Genomic DNA, 17,657 nt, shown 5'->3' on the forward strand with positions numbered 1-17,657 from the left:
GCCCCGCTCATTAACGAGCGGGGCTTTTTATTATACTGTTTTTTAATATGTAAGCTTATGACTAAAGCTTTAAACTAACCCTAGTCTTTAGGAGCTTACATGTTTGGATAGTTAGGACCGCCGCCGCCTTCTGGGGTTACCCAGTTGATATTCTGCGAAGGATCTTTAATATCGCAAGTTTTGCAATGAACACAGTTTTGTGCATTAATGACGAAATGGGCACCTTTGGCATCTTCTACTACTTCATAGACCCCAGCAGGACAATATAGACGCGCCGGCTCTGCATACAAAGGTAGATTGATCGAAATAGGCACAGTAGCATCAGTCAATTTCAAATGTACTGGCTGATCTTCTGTATGGTTAGTATTGGAGATAAATACTGACGATAGCTTATCAAAAGTAAGCTTGCCATCTGGCTTAGGATATTCCGGCTTATAAGCATGAGCTGCGCGCTCTAATTGATCATAATCGCGCGCGTTATCATGAATAGTTAGTACAGCCTGACCACCAAGCAGGTTTTGCTCGATAAAGTTAAACGCACCGCCCATCCACTGACCCATGCGATGCATTGAAGGCGAGAAGTTACGCGCATCAAAGTTATCTTTATACAACCATGAGTCTTTGTACATATCCGTATAAGCTAGCACTTCATCATGTTGACGGCCAGCTTGCAAAGCTTCAAACACAGCTTCAGCAGCTAGCATGCCTGACTTCATAGCAGTGTGCGTGCCTTTGATTTTGGCAGGATTCAAGAATCCAGCATCATCACCAGCCAATACCCCACCTGGGAAAGTCAATTTAGGCAAGGAGTTCAAACCGCCTTTAGTTAATGAGCGTGCGCCATAAGAGATGCGTTTACCGCCCTCTAAAATATTACGAATTAGCGGATGAGTTTTTAAACGCTGCAATTCATCAAATGGTGACATATAAGGGTTGGAATAGGAAAGGTCGATCACTATACCAAAGCTGACTTGATTGTCTGCGGCAAAATATAACCACCAACCCCCTGATGAGCCTGTATCAGTCAAAGGCCAACCTGAACCGTGCATGACCACACCTTCTTCATGCTTGGCAGGATCAATATCCCACAGCTCTTTAAGACCAATACCATAATGCTGTGGATCGCAATCTTTATCAAGGTTGAAACGACTGATTAAACGTTTACCCAAATGACCACGGCTACCTTCAGCAAAGATAGTGTACTTAGCCAGTAGCTCGTAACCTGGCTCAAAGCTAGCCTTAGTGTCGCCATTGGCTGCTACGCCCATATCACCGGTTAAGATACCTTTTACTGAGCCATCATCGTTGTATAAGATTTCAGCAGCTGGGAAGCCTGGGAACATCATTACTTCTAGCTCTTCAGCTTGGGCGGCGAGCCAACGTACTACATTAGCTAAAGAGACAATATAGTTGCCTTTGTTGTGCATGCTTTCTGGAATAACTGAATCGATCAGCTTAGTACTACGCTTAGCTGAACCTAACATGTAGACTCGGTCTTCACGTGCAACAACCGTCAAAGGAGCACCTTTCTCTTTCCAGTCCGGAATCAGCTCATCTAAGGCGCGCGGTTCAATAACTGCACCTGATAAGATATGCGCCCCAAATTCAGAACCTTTTTCAACCACACATACCGAAAATTCGTCATTACCAGCAGCAATCGCTTGCTGACGCAGACGAATGGCAGCAGATAGACCAGCAGGACCACCCCCTACTACGATGACATCGAATTCCATAGATTCACGTTCAATCTCAGGCTCTTCAGCAACCATTAATTCTGGTTGTTTTTCAACGCTAACAGCTGCGATAGGTTGTTCGGTGACCACAGTTTCGACTGGCACTGCACTAGGTTGATCGACAGCTATCTCTTCAACAGCTTCTGGTTCTACTACAGCTGTGTCATTAATAGTCATGCTGTTATTTTCAGCGTCTACAGAATCAACGACTAAGGTATTGGACTCAGTGTCCGCCACGCTATTGAGATCTGTATTGACTAAATCTGATGGGGGTGTATCTATAGCTATTGGCGCGTCAGTGTTGACGACATCAGCATTAACGACTGACGTTTTATGGTCTTGCTCTTGCATACCTACTCCTAAACTTGTAGTGGCTTATCTTTGAGTATAATTAGCTCAGCAATCGAATAATAAAGCTTGCGAGTCTAATTACCTACAGATATATGGCTGCCCGATAAAACTGTCTTTACGGCATCAATCGACAACGTTACCATTGAAATGATGAAACTGGTGAGATGATAAGATCTGCAGCAGACTAATGACTAATATAATACTAATAACAGTCAGAATAATGGCATCAAACCATCATAAAGTAGCTATCAAGTATTATTATTTGGGGACTATCAGGGAAAAACAAAGCAATAGTTAACTTAAAAAAGACAATTAAAGTAACCGTTACAGGACTCTTTTAATAAAAAATCGTTACTCATTATAAAAGAAAAGTCCTACAAACACGATACGCATTTACGAGTATCAGTGTTAAGGTAATATTAAACCTATAATGCCTAATTGTCCTATCATACCCGAAACTAAAATGAATAGTAATAGCCGATAGGGCAAACTTTAATGACTAGGTAATTGCTAATAAGGAGATTGTGTTATGAACGGCGATACCAATAGTAAAAAAACAGCTGCGAGCGTAAGTAGTGATAGCATCAATCAGCAAGATTCAGCCGTTAATCAACACTCTAGTGACGATCTGACTAAGATTGAAGCACTCAGTCATTATCTCAAGGCTGATGCAGGCAGCCGTCAAGGACGCTCGATACCACCTTTGGAGCAATGGCATCCTGAGCAAGTTGATAATATGGATTTAGTTATTAAAGCCAATGGCGAGTGGTGGCATGAAGGTGGGCTAATGACCCGTGAGTCATTGGTTACTTTGTTTGCGACAGTATTATGGCAAGAGCAAGTCGCTGGTGGTACGGAGTACTATCTAAAAACCCCAGTACAAAAATTACGTATTCAAGTAGAAGATGTACCGTTGCTAATCAATGATGTGGGCATCGTCAATGAAGTGCTCGATGGCAAGCAGTTGAGCTGGCTAGAATTCACTACTACTACTGGCGATATAGTACGCTTGGATGAGGCACATCCTATTACTTTACGAGCTTATAAGTCAGATAAAGAACAGGCAGAAGTTACAGCACAAGTACGGCCTTATATGCCAGTTCGTAATGGTCTAACGGCGTTAATTGGACGTAATACTTTTTACCATTTAACGGAGATTGGTGACTTAAGCGAACAACAAGGTAAGACGATTTTGACCTTACATAGTGGTGGCCAGTCTTACCAGTTGTCAATGCCAGAGGTTTAGGAGCTTTGTCTTAAATTAAGCAGAGCCTTGAAGCTTAGTCTGATGTTTAGCACCTAGCACTTAGCCTGTAGGCTTAACAATAAGTCGCTTTGATGGATTAATAAGCGGACAATACCATCTTAGTTTTTACTTTTATCTTATTATAACTAGTGGTAAAGAGAGCATGACTGATTCAGCAGCTTGGCAAGAGAATAACGCCCTATATAATGACGGTAGTGACTGTATTGAAAAGGCCTATCAGGGGAGTAATAGCTATCAGGTGGATATTAAGCATAATAACCGTGATCAGCAAGCTATTGGCAACGCTCTTTATCATGACAATGAATCTCAAATCATTGAACCCATAACTACTGAATCGATAACTACTGAATCAAAAATCAATGAGTCTAATACTAGAAGCGATGCCCCGATTGGGTTGTTTGATTCAGGTATAGGTGGCCTATCAGTATATTTACATTTAGCGCAGCAGCTACCAGCTGAGCGTTACCTCTATTATGCAGATACTAAGCATGTGCCGTATGGCAATCGTGATAGCAAAGATATTGAGGCGCTGACCTTAGTTGCGATTGACTGGCTATATAAACAAGGTTGCAAGCTGATCGTCATTGCCTGCAATAGTGCTTCAGCTCATGCGTTGGAAGTGGCTCGTTATCGCTATCCACAGTTGCCAATCGTAGGTTTAGTACCTGCTCTTAAACCCGCAGTATCACAGAGTAAAACTGGCAAAATAGCCGTACTCGCCACTAAGGCCACTCTAGAAGGTTCACTATTGAACCAAGTGATTGCCGAGGTGGCGACTCCTAAAGGTAGTATTGTCACTAAGTACTTTGATCCGCAGCTAGTGCCTTGGGTAGAGGCGGGCATGCCTGAAGATTCTGAAACTGCTCAGCTTCTACGTGAAAAAATATGCCAGCTGGCTGCCGATGAAGTAGATTACTTAGTGCTAGGCTGTACCCACTATCCTTTTTTTCGAGAGTTTTTATTGCGTGAGATTAAAGATAAAAAGTTGTCGTTAGACGTAGTTGATTCTGGGCAAGCTATAGCTGCTCGGGTCCAGTATCTGCTAGTAACTAATAAAATATTAGCCTTATCGCAAACCCCTAATATCGTTAAACCATTAAATTTTTATGCCAGTAAGTATGATACTGCTCTCATCGATATGCTATCGCGACTACTAGGCTCAGAAGCCGTTATTCAGTATTGTTTTTAATCAATAGGGCAAATCCTTTATGAGCAGCAGTTAGAGTGACAGATAGAAGAGCTGTTGATAGATCAAGGGGCAGGGCTACGTTTTGTAATACAAAGCATACGTGCATAAGGTTTAATAAAAGGTCAAAGTGAGTCAGACTATAAGCCACAGACCATAGTAAGTTTTATAATAACTTTTATAAGAGCAAGTTTTTTTATTTATCCTATTTGTACTTAAACTATTATTATTTATATGAGGAGAGCGCAATGACTGACTCTAAACGCGAAGAATTAAAAAAAGAAATTACTGAGCTTGAAAAGACCATGCATGACACTGAGCAATTCCATACCTTAGAAGAGCAAGTGGCTGACATGAAGCGCAGAGGCCTTGATCCTAGTAAGACTTATAATGACTGGGATGATAAAGAGAAAGATGATTGGGGCGATACTACTTGGAAAGAAAATGGCAAATGGGAGCATAAAACTCCTGATGATCTGGATGATAAAGCTCGTGAAAACTGGGATGGTGACAATGGTAAGCCTAATGCACCACCGATTGTATAATGACTTTGCTGGTTTTATAAGAAACTAAAATAAACCCCCGCTACTCTAAATAATTAGCGGGGGTTTTATTTTTAATACTTCATTGCCTAATAGCCTTCAGCTACTAGTATCACTACTGCAGTAGAGAGTCTTAATTAATACGCTCTAAACGTACTGATCCATCACTACCTGAAACTTGACGATAACGGATATTACCTGAGGTTGACGGTTGCGTTGAGGACACAGTAGGCCTAACGGTTTGTTGTTGAATCAGTTGTCCCATGCGATCAGCAGATGTTTGATTCACAGGTTGACTATTAGACGCTTGATTATATTGCGTTCCGTACTGATTGCCTGAGACGTTGTTGCTACGAGGCGAGCTTTGAGCAGCGATCAGACGATGGAACTTTTGACCAGCACGACCATCGGCTGGGAAGATGCCACGGCTAGATTGGTACTGTTGAATAGCAGTGCGAGTATTGTCACCAATGATGCCATCAACGGCACCAATATCATAACCTACATTTAACAGGCCTTGTTGAATATCGCGAGCTTCTTGGCGACCAATACCCGGATCATCAGTAGGCCAAGCGGTAATAAAGTCAGTCTTACTACTATTTTCACTAGTGACAAGATCAGACAGATGCGCTATCGCAAGGGCATAGCTCTCCGAGGCATTATAAGAGTAGAAAGTATCAAAATTCTTGCCTACTAAAAAGGCAGGGCCGTCTTTACCAGCAGGCATCAATAATCCAGCACTACTTAAATCATAAGGCAGCGGGCTACCATTAGCTAAGGTTAAGCCCTGATCACGCCAATGGCTCATCGATTTTTTATTTTTGCGATCAGATGCTGCCCAATAGCCACTAGGCAATTTGACTTCATAACCCCAAGGTTCACCAGAGCGATAACCACGTTTGGCTAGGAAATTAGCAGTAGAGGCTAGCGCATCTGGCACACTATTGACCAAGTCACGACGACCGTCACCATCAAAGTCGACCGCTAATTCTAAAAAGGTACTAGGCATAAACTGGGTTTGTCCAAAAGCCCCTGCCCATGAGCCAGTCATGTCATTAGGTCTAATATCACCGTTTTGGACAATTTTTAGGGCATTGGCATATTCACCCTGAAAATAGCTCTGACGACGATCAAAACAAGATAAAGTCGCTAAAGAGTCAAACAAAGATTTTTTACCCAAAGTCTGGCCGAAATTTGATTCTACACCCCATACTCCTAGGACATGCTCAGGTTTGACGCCATAACGCGATTCGATACTACGTAAGGTATCTGCCCACTGACGCTTGGCACGAATACCATCTTCTACCCGTTCACTATCGACTAATGAGGAGAGATAATCCCAAATATCTTTTTGAAATTCAGGCTGGTAATTTAAAGATTGAATCACGCTAGGATCAGGTTCAGTAGGGCGATATCTCTCAAAAGTAGAACTATCGACACCGCGAAATTTGCTAGAGTTTTTTAGACCATCTAGACACTGCTGGAATTGAGAATTCGATAAATTAGGGGCGTTAGTACTAGCCGCTTGGGCGGTGCTGACAAGAGTCAATCCGATAGCGGCGCTTAGCAAAGATAAGGTAGATAAATGGGTCAAACGCATAAAGATATCCTATAAATAAAAATAGTGGCAAGGCCAGAAATAAAATCAAAGATGCAAGGTGGTGAGATTAGTTTAGAGTAACCAATATTAATAATAAAGAAAAGGCATAGACGCACTTAGTTACTATAAGCTGACGCAAGGGTGAGGTTGGGGGTTAATACGGTAAGCTGTCTGTGAATAATAGCTATGCTAGCCGCTGGTTTATATTGTTATACTGTTTTAAAGAATTGGTATCAAATACTATTTAAAAGAGATAATTAAAATGAAAGTTAAACGATTACAATTGCAAAATTATGGTCGCTTTGAAGACTTAGGGATAAACTTTGCTCCGACAGCTGAGAAGACTAGTAATGTCACTGTAATTGTGGGAAATAATGGCGCGGGCAAGTCGCAGATTTTGCAGGCTTTGGCTACGAGTTTGAGTTGGTTTGTAGCGAGACTAAGCGATGATAATAGAGATGGAGAAGAGCTGACCCAGTCTATTATAAAAAACGATAATTATATGTCTTCTGTCCAAATAATCATTGAAGATTTAATCTATGTTGAAAAAAATGAGAAATGGTCTGAGAAAAACATACAAGCAAATTGGAAGATTGATGTAACTAGAGAGAAGAAACTTAGGCCTGCTACTCATGGGTTAAACATTAATAATTTTTCTAATGTAACAAAAAGCTATATTCATAAATTCAACCTTAATCAAGAAGCTAGTTTACCTGTATTAGCTTACTACCCTGTAGAGCGTGCTATTAGAAATACACCAGTTGAAATTAGTGATAATTTTGTGAATAATCAGTTCACAGCTTATGACGACGCATTAGAAAAATCAGTAAATTTTGAGAGTTTTTTTTCTTGGTTTCGTGAACAAGAAGATATTGAAAATGAAATTAAACTGAAAGATTCAGCTTACGATAGTGAAGATATTCAAATTAAAGCCATTAGAATAATGGAGGAAATGAACTATCTACATGAAAATATCAATAATAATTTAAACGAGGAAGAACATAGTAATACTCAGTCAAGGTATCAAAAGTACTTACTTGAAATTGAAGACTTTCAAAAAATAATTGAAAGTAAAAAGAAGCGTTTAGAACCTAAACTTGAAAGATTATTGACGCCAATTCGAAAAAGTATTAACAGATTTACTGGGTTCGAAAACATCAGGATTCGCCGTCAAGGCACACCTACAATGATTGTTGAAAAAGAAGGTGAAGAGCTAGACGTCAATCAATTATCACAAGGCGAAAAGTCCTTATTAGCCTTAGTTGGTGATATTGCCCGTCGCTTAGCGCTACTTAATCCAAGCCTTAATAATCCGCTTGAAGGTGAAGGCGTAGTAATGATTGATGAGGTCGATTTGCATTTGCATCCAAAATGGCAGCATGACTTGATAGATAAATTAGTAAAAACCTTTCCAAATGTGCAGTTTATTTTAACGACCCATTCACCACATGTTATTAGCGACCGAAATGATATTTTGTTGTATTCGCTAGATGATGGTGAGCTGTTTGAAAAGCCTAATGTTTATGGAGAAGATGCGAATACGGTACTCACCAAAATATTTGATGTGGACATTCGTGATAGTAAAGTTGAGAAGCAATTTACGGTCATTCGCCGCGCTATCAGTAAGCATGATTACATGACAGCAGAAAGTAACATAGTAGAGTTAGCAGAAAAACTACCTTCTGATCATTTAGAGTTATTAAAATGCCGCTTGTTATTGGCGCAAGCTAAACTTAATGATGAGGGGGATAAACCTAGCTATGCAGAAGATTGAAAAGCTAGGCTCAATGCCTATTGAAACTGCGAAAGGTTTTCAAAAATATAAAGGTAAGCGTTGGGGCGAGATTACAGAAGAGATAAAAGCTCCTCTAAGACAGCAGCTATATGATGAGCAGTATGGCGTTTGTTGCTATTGCTGTAAGAGCCTTGGCAACGAAAAAACGACTATCGAACATTTAAAGAGTCGCAAACACTATCCAAATAAACGATTTGATTATGATAATCTGTTGTTGAGCTGTAGTGTACCCAAACAATGTGATAACGCTAAAGGTAGTCAAGAACTGTTTCTGACGCCATTAATGGATGAATGCGAAAATGAGATAACTCTCAATCTTGCAGGAGAATTAGAGTCCGACAGCGACCGAGGCAATGAAGCTATTAAAATACTTAACTTGAATAGTCGTCAGGCATGTCAGCACCGTAAGAACTTATTTACTATGATGAGTGAAGTTTTTGGATACGACTTACCTTACAAGCCACCCCTAGAAATAAAAAATGAAGACGCTCTTGAGATGTTGTTAGGTTTTTTACCAGATATAGGTCAAAAGAGCGAGCTTAGATACATTGTCAAAAAACTAACTATGTAACCAATTCAGACTTTAATCACACTCCCAAAACAGAATTCAACTCTTTAATAAAACCACGAATACGCTCGGCATTTTTGCCTAAATCGCTGGCACCCATCCTTGATTTACTACGAATATCAACTATACGTTTGTCGCCTTTATCTTTAATACGTATGACCACATCGTCTTTAAATCCAAACCAAGTAGTCGTATCGGTGGCCTCAACTAAGCCGGTATTAGCATCAGTGTTTACCATCTCCCAGCCTAAGTTTTCAGCGGCCTCTGCTGCAGCTTTTACTAGTTCAGCTTTTGGCTGTATATAATTTAAAGTCTTAATATCGGGATAAGCTTGGCGCTGCATAGCCGCTGATGCTTCACCTTCATAAGCTACAGGATTTGGCGCGTCAGCTCGTAGCGGTACAATAGCTACGAATTCTGGTGGATTGACTAAGTCAGTCGAAATATCATGAATAGGCGGTACGCTACTCCCTCTGTTCATCATGGTTAGGGGCACGGCTATAGCAATGCCAGAAAATAAAACAACCGTTGCCGCACTGCCAAAAGTTATGATTTTTCGCTTAGTGATAACTTGCAAGATAATCAGTAAAACCAACAGCATTAGCGCTGCAATACCAGTATATACCCCATATTTAAAGCCTATAAACGAGGTGCCTAAGTCGATGATACCAAGTTTATGAAAAGGCGCTGATAGGGCAACTAGTAACAAGGCGATTAGGCTTATTAAAATCACTAAGATTTTCATTAAGTTATTCAATTATTTTGCTCCAAGAGCCATACATGCTCAGTTACCGCCATCTTAGGCTTGGCATTTAAAGTTGAGGGTTCAGCTTCCAGCTCAGTTATTTGGTAGTGCTCGCTATAGTACTGCTGGATTTGTTGGCTACTGATTGAGAACGGTGGCCCAGACCATTCGTTTTGATCATAATTTAGGGTAAGCAGTAGTTGGCTGGCATTAATATTAGCATCAGCATTACTGCTTAACTGGCGTACTTGTTCACTGTATTTTGGACGCATATCTGCTGGCATAGCGATTAAGGCAGCTCTATCGTATACCGCATTTATAGGACCGATATCAGCAGCGGTTAGGGCAAAGAGGTCAGCAACCCATAACGCTATAGTTTTGCCTGCTAGTTGAGCTCGATAGCATTTGATATTGGCATGATCAGGATGTTCAGTGATAGTAGCTGACAGATTGTGCTCAGCGAAGAACTCTTCCACCGCTGACTCTACTAACTCTACACCAACCACCTCATAGCCTTGTTCGACCAACCACCGCATATCAATAGACTTACCACATAATGGGGCGAAGACCCGACTACCCACTGGCAAGTCTAAAACTGAGAAATACTTAACTAATAATGGATTAACTTTAGGTTGATTAAAGCCGATGCGCTTATCTTGCCAACGTGCTTGCCAAAATTCAGGGTTCATATTATTACCTTTATCAGTAGGGTCTTATTTATGAGTGGTTTTAGTGATTTATATTTTAATATGACTACTATAGTACCCAATAAAAAGACCAAGCGTAGCAACACTTGGCCTTTTTATTAATGGTTTAAAGTAACGATTAATTTTAAACCCTTGTTTTATAGTGAACTTAGCGTCTAGCTGACCATATATTTGCTAAACTCTTTACGTAGCTTGGCAAGCTTAGGGGGAATAGCAAAGTTGCAATAAGCTTGACCTGGATTTCTGTTAAAGAAGTCTTGATGCGCTTCTTCAGCTTTATAGAACTCCACCGCTGGATGTACTTCTGTGACAATATTGAGACCCATATCACGCAACTTGTTGATAGTGCGATCGACAGTAGGTTTCTGCTGTTCATCAGTGTAATACACTACGCTGCGATATTGGCTACCGACATCGTTGCCTTGACGATCTTTAGTCGTAGGATCATGAGTGCCAAAGAACACATCTAACAGTACTTCTAGTGGTAGCACTGACTCATCAAACTCTATTTTAATCACTTCAACATGACCACTGTTGCCGCCACAGACGGTTTGATAATTGGCGGTCGCTGCTTCACCACCCATATAGCCTGAAACTACTGATTGAACGCCTTTTAGCGATAAAAATACAGATTCGGTGCACCAGAAGCAGCCGCCACCTAAGATAATAGTTTGCATTATATTGTCCTGTTATTATGAATTGTTATTTAGGGTTATTAGTTTTATCAGCTTATATTTACTGCATTTAGCTTAGCAGGCAGACGGATGCCTCTAAGTAACAAACAGTAATGTTATAATGAGCTTTTGCTAAGATTATTAGCCAGAAAAGCCAGATAAAATACTATTTAAAACTTTATTCAAAATGAGCCGTTACATGAGCCAATCTACTCCTTTACCAGCTGCCACTATTGCTACTATGCCTGCTGCTTCTGTGCAACACGATACCTTATTTACTACTCCGCTTGATAAGGCTGCGCGTTTTTCATTCGATGAGCAAGTGGTGGCCTGCTTTCCTGATATGATTCGTCGTAGCGTACCTGGTTACGGTCAAGTATTGGCTATGCTGCCCATTTTTGCACGCCGTCATTGTAAGTATCGTCAACAAAACACTAGTGGACAGCGGGTGAGCCGTATTTATGATTTGGGCTGCTCACTTGGTGGTGCCACTATGGCGCTAGCAGGCGAGTTTGCAGCGCACGACTTGCAGATTAAAGCGGTCGATATCTCGCCTGCGATGACTAGCGAGGCCAAGCTGCTCCTTACTGATAATTACGCTGAGCATGATATCGAAGTCATTACCGCTGATATCAGAGATATTGAGCTTGAATCCTGCGATATGGTGATTTTGAATTTGACCTTACAGTTTTTACCAGCAGCCGATAGAGTAGCGGTATTAGCGAAGATTTATGCAGCGCTCAATGAGTGTGGGATTTTAGTACTGACTGAAAAGACTCATGCTTTTGATGAGCAGTATGATGCGTGGTTAGTCGAGCGTTATTACGACTTTAAACGGGCTAATGGCTATACTGAAATGGAAATTAGCGGTAAACGTAATGCGCTAGAGAACGTACTGATCACGGATACTTTAGATCAGCATCACCAGCGCTTAGCGCAAGTGGGTTTTACTCGGCATTTGACATGGTTTCAGTTTTTAAACTTTGCTTCTATGGTGGCGTTTAAATAGTAGCGTCTAAATAGTAGCGTTTTGATCAATAGTGACAGCTGACCTGACTTTTCTTAGCTTATATTTACCATAGTTCGGGTCAGCCGTTTGCAACAAAAATCAGGAAAAAACATACTTTTGCTAAGCAATTAATAAAAGCAGTGAATAAAAGATTTATCATCTATTAACTAAAAAATAATCTTAAGCTATAGTTATTTTAATAGTGCGCGGGACGCACCCTACGGAAAATTATGATCAACGACACTATTGTTCAAGCCGAACGCGAGCTGTATCTAACTTTGTTAACCCTCGCGCAAACGCATCCCAGCGCTTATGACTGGTTAGCTAAACTGCCGGAATGGCTTAATGATATTAAGGACAAGCGCAATTATGCTCATGCACCGGCGTACCAAGCTTCAGTTGCACGCCTGCCTACCATCATAGCTGATAGCGTAGACTTAAATAGTGATCAGCTGACCATTAATACTAGCCTCAGTGCGTCTGAGCGTAAGCAAACCTTAGCGTTATTGAAGCAGCTGATGCCATGGCGCAAAGGGCCGTTTCAAATCGGCAGCGATGCTATTGAAGATAGTGGTAACAGTATTAGTAACAATGACAATAACGACAACCATATCAATAAAGACAATAATGAAGTGGCTGATAGTCAACACTCAAACCAGCAAAGCCAGCCTATAGTTATAGATACCGAATGGCATAGCGATTGGAAGTGGCAACGGGTAGCGCCACACTTAAGTGCTATAAAAGGTCGGAAGGTATTAGACGTTGGTGGTGGCTCAGGCTATCACGGTTGGCGCATGGCAGGGTTGGATGCAGAGACGGTAATTATTATTGATCCCTCATGCTTGTTCTATCATCAGTTTATGGCTATTCGACATTTTGTAGGTGCAGCAGATGCTTATCGGACTCATTATATTCCAGTAGGATTAGAGGCATTACCTGAGCATAGTCAGCTGTTCGATACCGTGTTTAGTATGGGGGTTCTTTATCATCGCCAATCCCCATTCGAGCATTTACAATTGCTCAAAGGCCAATTGATTAAAGGTGGCGAGTTGCTACTTGAGACCTTAGTTATTGATGGCGATGCCAATACAGTTTTGGTGCCACATGATCGTTATGCACAGATGAATAATGTTTATTTCTTACCATCAGTAGCAGCATTAATTGGCTGGCTAGAAAAAGCGGGATTCTCTAATGTACGCTGTGTCGATGTAGCAGTGACCTCGACAGAGGAACAACGCCAAACTGAATGGATGACTTACCAATCGCTCAGTGATTTTCTTGACCCTAATGACCCTAGCAAAACTATTGAGGGCTATCCGGCACCGAAACGGGCTACTTTGATTGCTATTAAATAGCTTTTAGCCACCGCCGAAACTCCTCTTATGTAAGGAGAATATATTGTGAAAGCATTAACGACTATATTGGTAGCATCCCTAAGTGTTTTATCTTTACCAGCGCTAGCGGTTTATGGGACGCCATTTGAGGGCTGGGGGTTTGTCGCAGAGGATTGGCAAGTGGTTTGCGATAATACGTTAACTTGTCGAGCGGCAGGTTATACTAAAGAAGAATATTTAGACCACCCAGCTTCTATCTTATTAGTGGCAGAACCAAAAAAAGCTTTGCCAAAAGCTTATGTAACTGTTCTAACTTCAGATGAGGAAAGTGAAAGCGTTTCTGGTGATAATCCTAGCACTGTAGAGCTATGGCTGAACGACAAAAGCTATGGTGCCATTCGCGATGACGAACTAAACGCAGAGCAGACCAAACAAATCATTCGTCATGCTCGTATCAATACTAAAATAGAGCTAAGAGGCGGCAATGCTAGCTGGATTATCAGTGATAAAGGTATGAGTGCTGTATTGCTAAAGCTTGATGAGGTGCAAGGAAGAGTCGGAACATCGCTGGCATTGGTTAGTCAAAATAGTTCTAATAAGCAAACACCGAAACCGGCCAAAGCAAAACCTATAGTTAGAAAATCCTACAATTATTTAGCCCAAGACAAAAAAAAGTTGGATGCTAAAAAATTGGCTTATTTTCAGGCTAACATAAACAAGTGGATCGATATTGATGCCGTGCAGTTTGTGGGCTCTAAAGATGAAATAGGAGATTGTGAGCTAATTAATCCTAGCAGTGAGGCCGCTATCAATCTTGCAGAATATGCTGCTGGTTCACTTGGTTGGGATTTCACACCTATTAATGCTAATTATACCTTAGCAAGTCACTTATGCTGGCGGGGGGCGTATAACTTAGGTGCTGGTTATTGGACTATCAATAATGCTAACCCTAATAAGCCACAATTGATAACGACCTCAGGTACTGAATATGATGATGGAGAAATTTTTGCCATTCACAAAGACCGAGGAATAGGGGACTGTTGGAATAGTCAGGTATGGGTTTGGGATGGCAAAAGATTTGCAATGACAGAAGATTCTAGCACCGGGATGTGTCGAGGCTTTGCTGGCGGGGCATGGGACTTACCTACTTACGTCAGCGAAGTGATTAAAAACTCAATATCGTCTAATTAAAGACAGCAGCGAATGAGCTTACTGCTATTATGATCTGAATAGGCAAACTGGTTATTCTTTAACTTAGCTCAAAGTCTGCGCTGATATGGACGCGATTAGGAGTAATAGTAAATAAGGTCTTATTAACAGTAATTAGCCAATAAACCATTTATCAAAAGCAATCTCAGCTAGAATTTTAATAATAAACCCTATAAACCCGGCACCTAAAGCCAAAAACATCCAAAAGGTACCTGCACGTCCGGCACCGGATTGTTTAGATAGATCCCAAATAATAAAGAATAAGAACGCAATAAATACGGGTAATAAAACGTACAGACCCCAACTGGTGACGGTACTGGCAGCAATGGCAAACATAGCTTTATCCTGTAAAAAGAGTGATAGTTAATTAAACCATCTTTTAAAAGCAACTTCTAATCATTATTTTTATCAACAATTCCCTCAACTTTATACCCAGCACTTAAGACAACTGGGATATCCCAGCAAAGTTAACGTGAATGTTGTTAGAGATATGCTGAATAGTAAAAAACCCCAATACTATAAATATAAGTAGTAAAAAGTACCGACCCTAATTGGCGACAGTACGAGCAGCGATAGCGGATATAATAGCGATTGCTATAGCATCAGCTTATATAGACTATCTATGCGCCTTATTTTATAGTGATTGTGCGCTTAGCTGTGTTTCAACAAAGCATCTTATAGTAAGGCTATGTAGCAGTCTAAATCGCCCGCTAATTAGCAGTTAAACTAATAGGCCTATTATAACGCGGAACAGCGTCGCTATACATGTCGGAGGCTGGTTAACAGCAGCCAAATAAGCTATTCAGCGCGACTACTAAGTCATTGTAGCGTTATAATGGCTGAGCTTTGGAGTCTATGCTACTTACTGTCATCAGTTAAGCCGCAAGCTAATTTTGCTACAGTTAGTGCAATAGATCCTAAAGATTGTTATATTTACAGGTTACTTATCTTTTCGTCTTATTTATCCGAGTTCATAGTCCTATGTCACAAGCCCAAATTGATACTTTAGCCTCACTGTTTAATGCTGCTGTGCAAACCTTACAGGCTGAAGGTGCACTACCAGCCGATTGGCAGAATAATAGTCAAATCACTCGCACTAAAGATGCTAGTCACGGTGATTTTGCCAGCAATATTGCGATGACAGCGGCAAAAGCTGCTAAAACTAATCCACGCGCTTTGGCTGAAAAAATCGTTGCCGCTTTACCTGATAATCAAGATATTCGCCAAGTAGATATCGCCGGTCCTGGCTTTATCAATGTCTTCTTAAATGCTGAAGCTAAATTTGCAGTATTAGAGGATATTTTTGCTAAGCAAGATAGTTTTGGTCTCACTGATCAATTTGACGGTCAAAAAGTGCAGGTCGAGTTCGTCTCTGCTAACCCAACCTCTAGTCTCCATGTTGGTCATGGTCGTGGCGCAGCTTTTGGTATGAGCGTCTCCAACTTGCTTGAAGCGGTGGGTTATGACGTCACTCGTGAGTATTATGTCAATGATGCTGGTCGTCAAATGGATATTTTAGCGACTAGTACTTATTTGCGTTATCTACAAGCTAATGGCGAGACTATAGTATTTCCCTCTAATGCTTATAAAGGCGATTACGTCCACGATATCGCTGAGACCTTAAAAACTCAGTATGGGAATAGCTATGTGCACGCATTCGAGCAAGTAGCCAAAGAGGTTGTGCTAGATGCAAGTTATGAGATAGATGCGGCGGGCGAAAAACAGCTGATATCTGGTGATAAAGAAGCGCACATCGATGGGCTTATTGCTAATAGTAAGGAGTTGCTTGGTGATAGTTACCAGCTGTTTTTAAATGCAGCGTTAACGGGTATTTTGGCTGATATCAAAGACGATTTAAACGATTTTGGTGTCCACTACCAGTGTTGGTTCCACGAAAAATCAATCGAAGCTGAGATTGAGCCTGCGCTAAAGATACTAGAAGACAAAGGCTATCTGTACGAAAAAGAAGGCAATATTTGGTTTAAATCGACTGACTTTGGTGATGAAAAAGATAGAGTAGTGCGCCGAGCTAATGGTCAAAGTACTTATTTTGCCTCTGATATCGCTTATCATAAAAACAAATTCGATCGCGGTTTCGATAAAGTCGTTAACGTTTGGGGCGCTGATCATCATGGCTATGTACCTCGTGTACGCGCTGCACTATTAGCACTAGGTATCGATGCTAATCGTCTTGATGTGGTATTAGTACAGTTTGTCGCCTTATGGCGCGGTAATGAAAAAGCGCAAATGTCATCACGCTCAGGCGATTTTGTCACTTTACGTGATCTACGTCAGGAAGTTGGCAATGATGCGGCACGTTTCTATTACGTAGCCCGTAAGCCGGAAGTACATATTGACTTTGATCTAGAGCTAGCCAAGTCACAAAGCAAAGATAACTTAGTTTATTACATCCAATATGCGCATGCACGTGTTTGCCGAGTGCTCGAAAAACTAGTAACTAGTGGACTTGAAGTTGACGATGCCATTGGCGCTCAGCACCAACAGTTGCTTATTGCGCCAAGCGAAGAAGAGCTGATTAAGCTATTGGGCGCTTACCCAGCAACCTTATTAAGAGCAGCCACCGGCTATGAGCCCCATATACTGACCAATTATCTGAAAGAGCTGGCTGCGCTATTTCATGGCTGGTACGATGGCAACCGTATTTTACCCATCAGTTTAACTTCTGGTGAGACGCCTACTGAAGACGAGTTGAATTTAATGCAGGCACGTTTGCGCTTATCAAAAGCGGTTCGTCAAGTATTGGCTAATGGTCTCAACTTATTAGGGTTGTCAGCACCAACTAGTATGTAGGTGCCTAGCACTAATCACCAGACATCAAAGCTAATACTAGAGGCTGTAGCTATTTCAGTGCTGGTATCGAGTTGGATGACCGGACAGTTAGTAGAAAAATTACCCTGATAAATCACATCAGTAAAT

At 41.1% G+C, this 17,657-nt stretch carries 15 protein-coding genes; 9 read left to right on the plus strand and 6 right to left on the minus strand.

Going from position 1 to position 17,657, the window contains the following annotated elements; genetic code table 11:
* Window positions 1–95: 95 nt before the first annotated feature.
* Entirely contained in the window at window positions 96–1,769 is a 1,674-nt protein-coding gene (locus KPY62_RS09805) for an electron transfer flavoprotein-ubiquinone oxidoreductase (protein ID WP_216583293.1), read from the minus strand.
* Window positions 1,770–2,613: 844 nt separating this feature from the next.
* On the opposite strand from KPY62_RS09805, the gene KPY62_RS09810 reads away from it, so the two are divergent.
* From KPY62_RS09810 to KPY62_RS09820, 3 genes are all read left to right on the plus strand, one after another.
* On the plus strand, window positions 2,614–3,330 hold the full coding sequence (locus tag KPY62_RS09810) for a DUF1285 domain-containing protein (RefSeq protein ID WP_216581829.1): 717 nt from the start codon (window positions 2,614–2,616) through the stop codon (window positions 3,328–3,330).
* A 163-nt stretch (window positions 3,331–3,493) separates the two neighbouring features.
* A complete protein-coding gene (murI, locus tag KPY62_RS09815) occupies window positions 3,494–4,540 on the plus strand; it encodes a glutamate racemase (protein WP_216581830.1) in 1,047 nt (348 codons plus the stop codon).
* A 245-nt stretch (window positions 4,541–4,785) separates the two neighbouring features.
* Complete coding sequence (locus KPY62_RS09820; RefSeq protein WP_216581831.1) at window positions 4,786–5,082, plus strand: hypothetical protein; 297 nt, start codon at window positions 4,786–4,788, stop codon at window positions 5,080–5,082.
* 130 nt (window positions 5,083–5,212) lie between these two features.
* Here KPY62_RS09820 and KPY62_RS09825 read toward each other — a convergent pair whose 3' ends face one another.
* Window positions 5,213–6,679, minus strand: coding sequence for a lytic murein transglycosylase (locus tag KPY62_RS09825; protein ID WP_216581832.1), 1,467 nt, complete (start codon window positions 6,677–6,679; stop codon window positions 5,213–5,215).
* A gap of 262 nt (window positions 6,680–6,941) precedes the next feature.
* Here KPY62_RS09825 and KPY62_RS09830 point away from each other — a divergent pair, with 262 nt between their 5' ends.
* Together KPY62_RS09830 and KPY62_RS09835 are read left to right on the plus strand one after the other, a co-directional pair.
* On the plus strand, window positions 6,942–8,453 hold the full coding sequence (locus tag KPY62_RS09830; RefSeq protein ID WP_216581833.1) for an AAA family ATPase: 1,512 nt from the start codon (window positions 6,942–6,944) through the stop codon (window positions 8,451–8,453).
* Window positions 8,440–9,045, plus strand: coding sequence for a retron system putative HNH endonuclease (locus tag KPY62_RS09835; RefSeq protein WP_216581834.1), 606 nt, complete (start codon window positions 8,440–8,442; stop codon window positions 9,043–9,045). The genes KPY62_RS09830 and KPY62_RS09835 overlap by 14 nt, the downstream gene beginning before the upstream one ends.
* A 16-nt stretch (window positions 9,046–9,061) precedes the next feature.
* Here the strand turns inward: KPY62_RS09835 and KPY62_RS09840 are convergent, their stop codons facing one another.
* The 3 genes from KPY62_RS09840 to msrA all read right to left on the minus strand — a co-directional run bounded on the left by KPY62_RS09840 (window position 9,062) and on the right by msrA (window position 11,171).
* Entirely contained in the window at window positions 9,062–9,799 is a 738-nt protein-coding gene (locus KPY62_RS09840; RefSeq protein WP_228730645.1) for a DUF1499 domain-containing protein, read from the minus strand.
* Window positions 9,796–10,476 carry a thiopurine S-methyltransferase gene (gene tmpT, locus KPY62_RS09845; protein ID WP_216581835.1) on the minus strand — a complete coding sequence of 227 codons (681 nt, stop codon included), beginning with the start codon at window positions 10,474–10,476 and terminating at the stop codon, window positions 9,796–9,798. The genes KPY62_RS09840 and tmpT overlap by 4 nt, the downstream gene beginning before the upstream one ends.
* 173 nt (window positions 10,477–10,649) lie before the next feature.
* Complete coding sequence (msrA, locus tag KPY62_RS09850; protein ID WP_216581836.1) at window positions 10,650–11,171, minus strand: peptide-methionine (S)-S-oxide reductase MsrA; 522 nt, start codon at window positions 11,169–11,171, stop codon at window positions 10,650–10,652.
* Between the two features lie 184 nt (window positions 11,172–11,355).
* Here msrA and cmoA point away from each other — a divergent pair, with 184 nt between their 5' ends.
* From cmoA to KPY62_RS09865, 3 genes are all read left to right on the plus strand, one after another.
* Complete coding sequence (cmoA, locus tag KPY62_RS09855; RefSeq protein ID WP_416384036.1) at window positions 11,356–12,177, plus strand: carboxy-S-adenosyl-L-methionine synthase CmoA; 822 nt, start codon at window positions 11,356–11,358, stop codon at window positions 12,175–12,177.
* A gap of 230 nt (window positions 12,178–12,407) precedes the next feature.
* Window positions 12,408–13,532, plus strand: coding sequence for a tRNA 5-methoxyuridine(34)/uridine 5-oxyacetic acid(34) synthase CmoB (gene cmoB, locus KPY62_RS09860; RefSeq protein WP_216581837.1), 1,125 nt, complete (start codon window positions 12,408–12,410; stop codon window positions 13,530–13,532).
* 45 nt (window positions 13,533–13,577) lie between these two features.
* A complete protein-coding gene (locus KPY62_RS09865) occupies window positions 13,578–14,702 on the plus strand; it encodes a DUF1176 domain-containing protein (RefSeq protein ID WP_324033918.1) in 1,125 nt (374 codons plus the stop codon).
* A 132-nt stretch (window positions 14,703–14,834) separates the two neighbouring features.
* Here the strand turns inward: KPY62_RS09865 and KPY62_RS09870 are convergent, their stop codons facing one another.
* Window positions 14,835–15,056, minus strand: coding sequence for a DUF2788 domain-containing protein (locus tag KPY62_RS09870; protein WP_216581838.1), 222 nt, complete (start codon window positions 15,054–15,056; stop codon window positions 14,835–14,837).
* A 645-nt stretch (window positions 15,057–15,701) separates the two neighbouring features.
* Between KPY62_RS09870 and argS the strand changes: the two genes are divergently transcribed.
* Window positions 15,702–17,531 carry an arginine--tRNA ligase gene (gene argS / locus KPY62_RS09875; protein WP_216581839.1) on the plus strand — a complete coding sequence of 610 codons (1,830 nt, stop codon included), beginning with the start codon at window positions 15,702–15,704 and terminating at the stop codon, window positions 17,529–17,531.
* Window positions 17,532–17,657 lie beyond the last annotated feature (126 nt).

The organism is Psychrobacter sp. TAE2020 (assembly GCF_018919485.1).
GTDB lineage: Bacteria > Pseudomonadota > Gammaproteobacteria > Pseudomonadales > Moraxellaceae > Psychrobacter.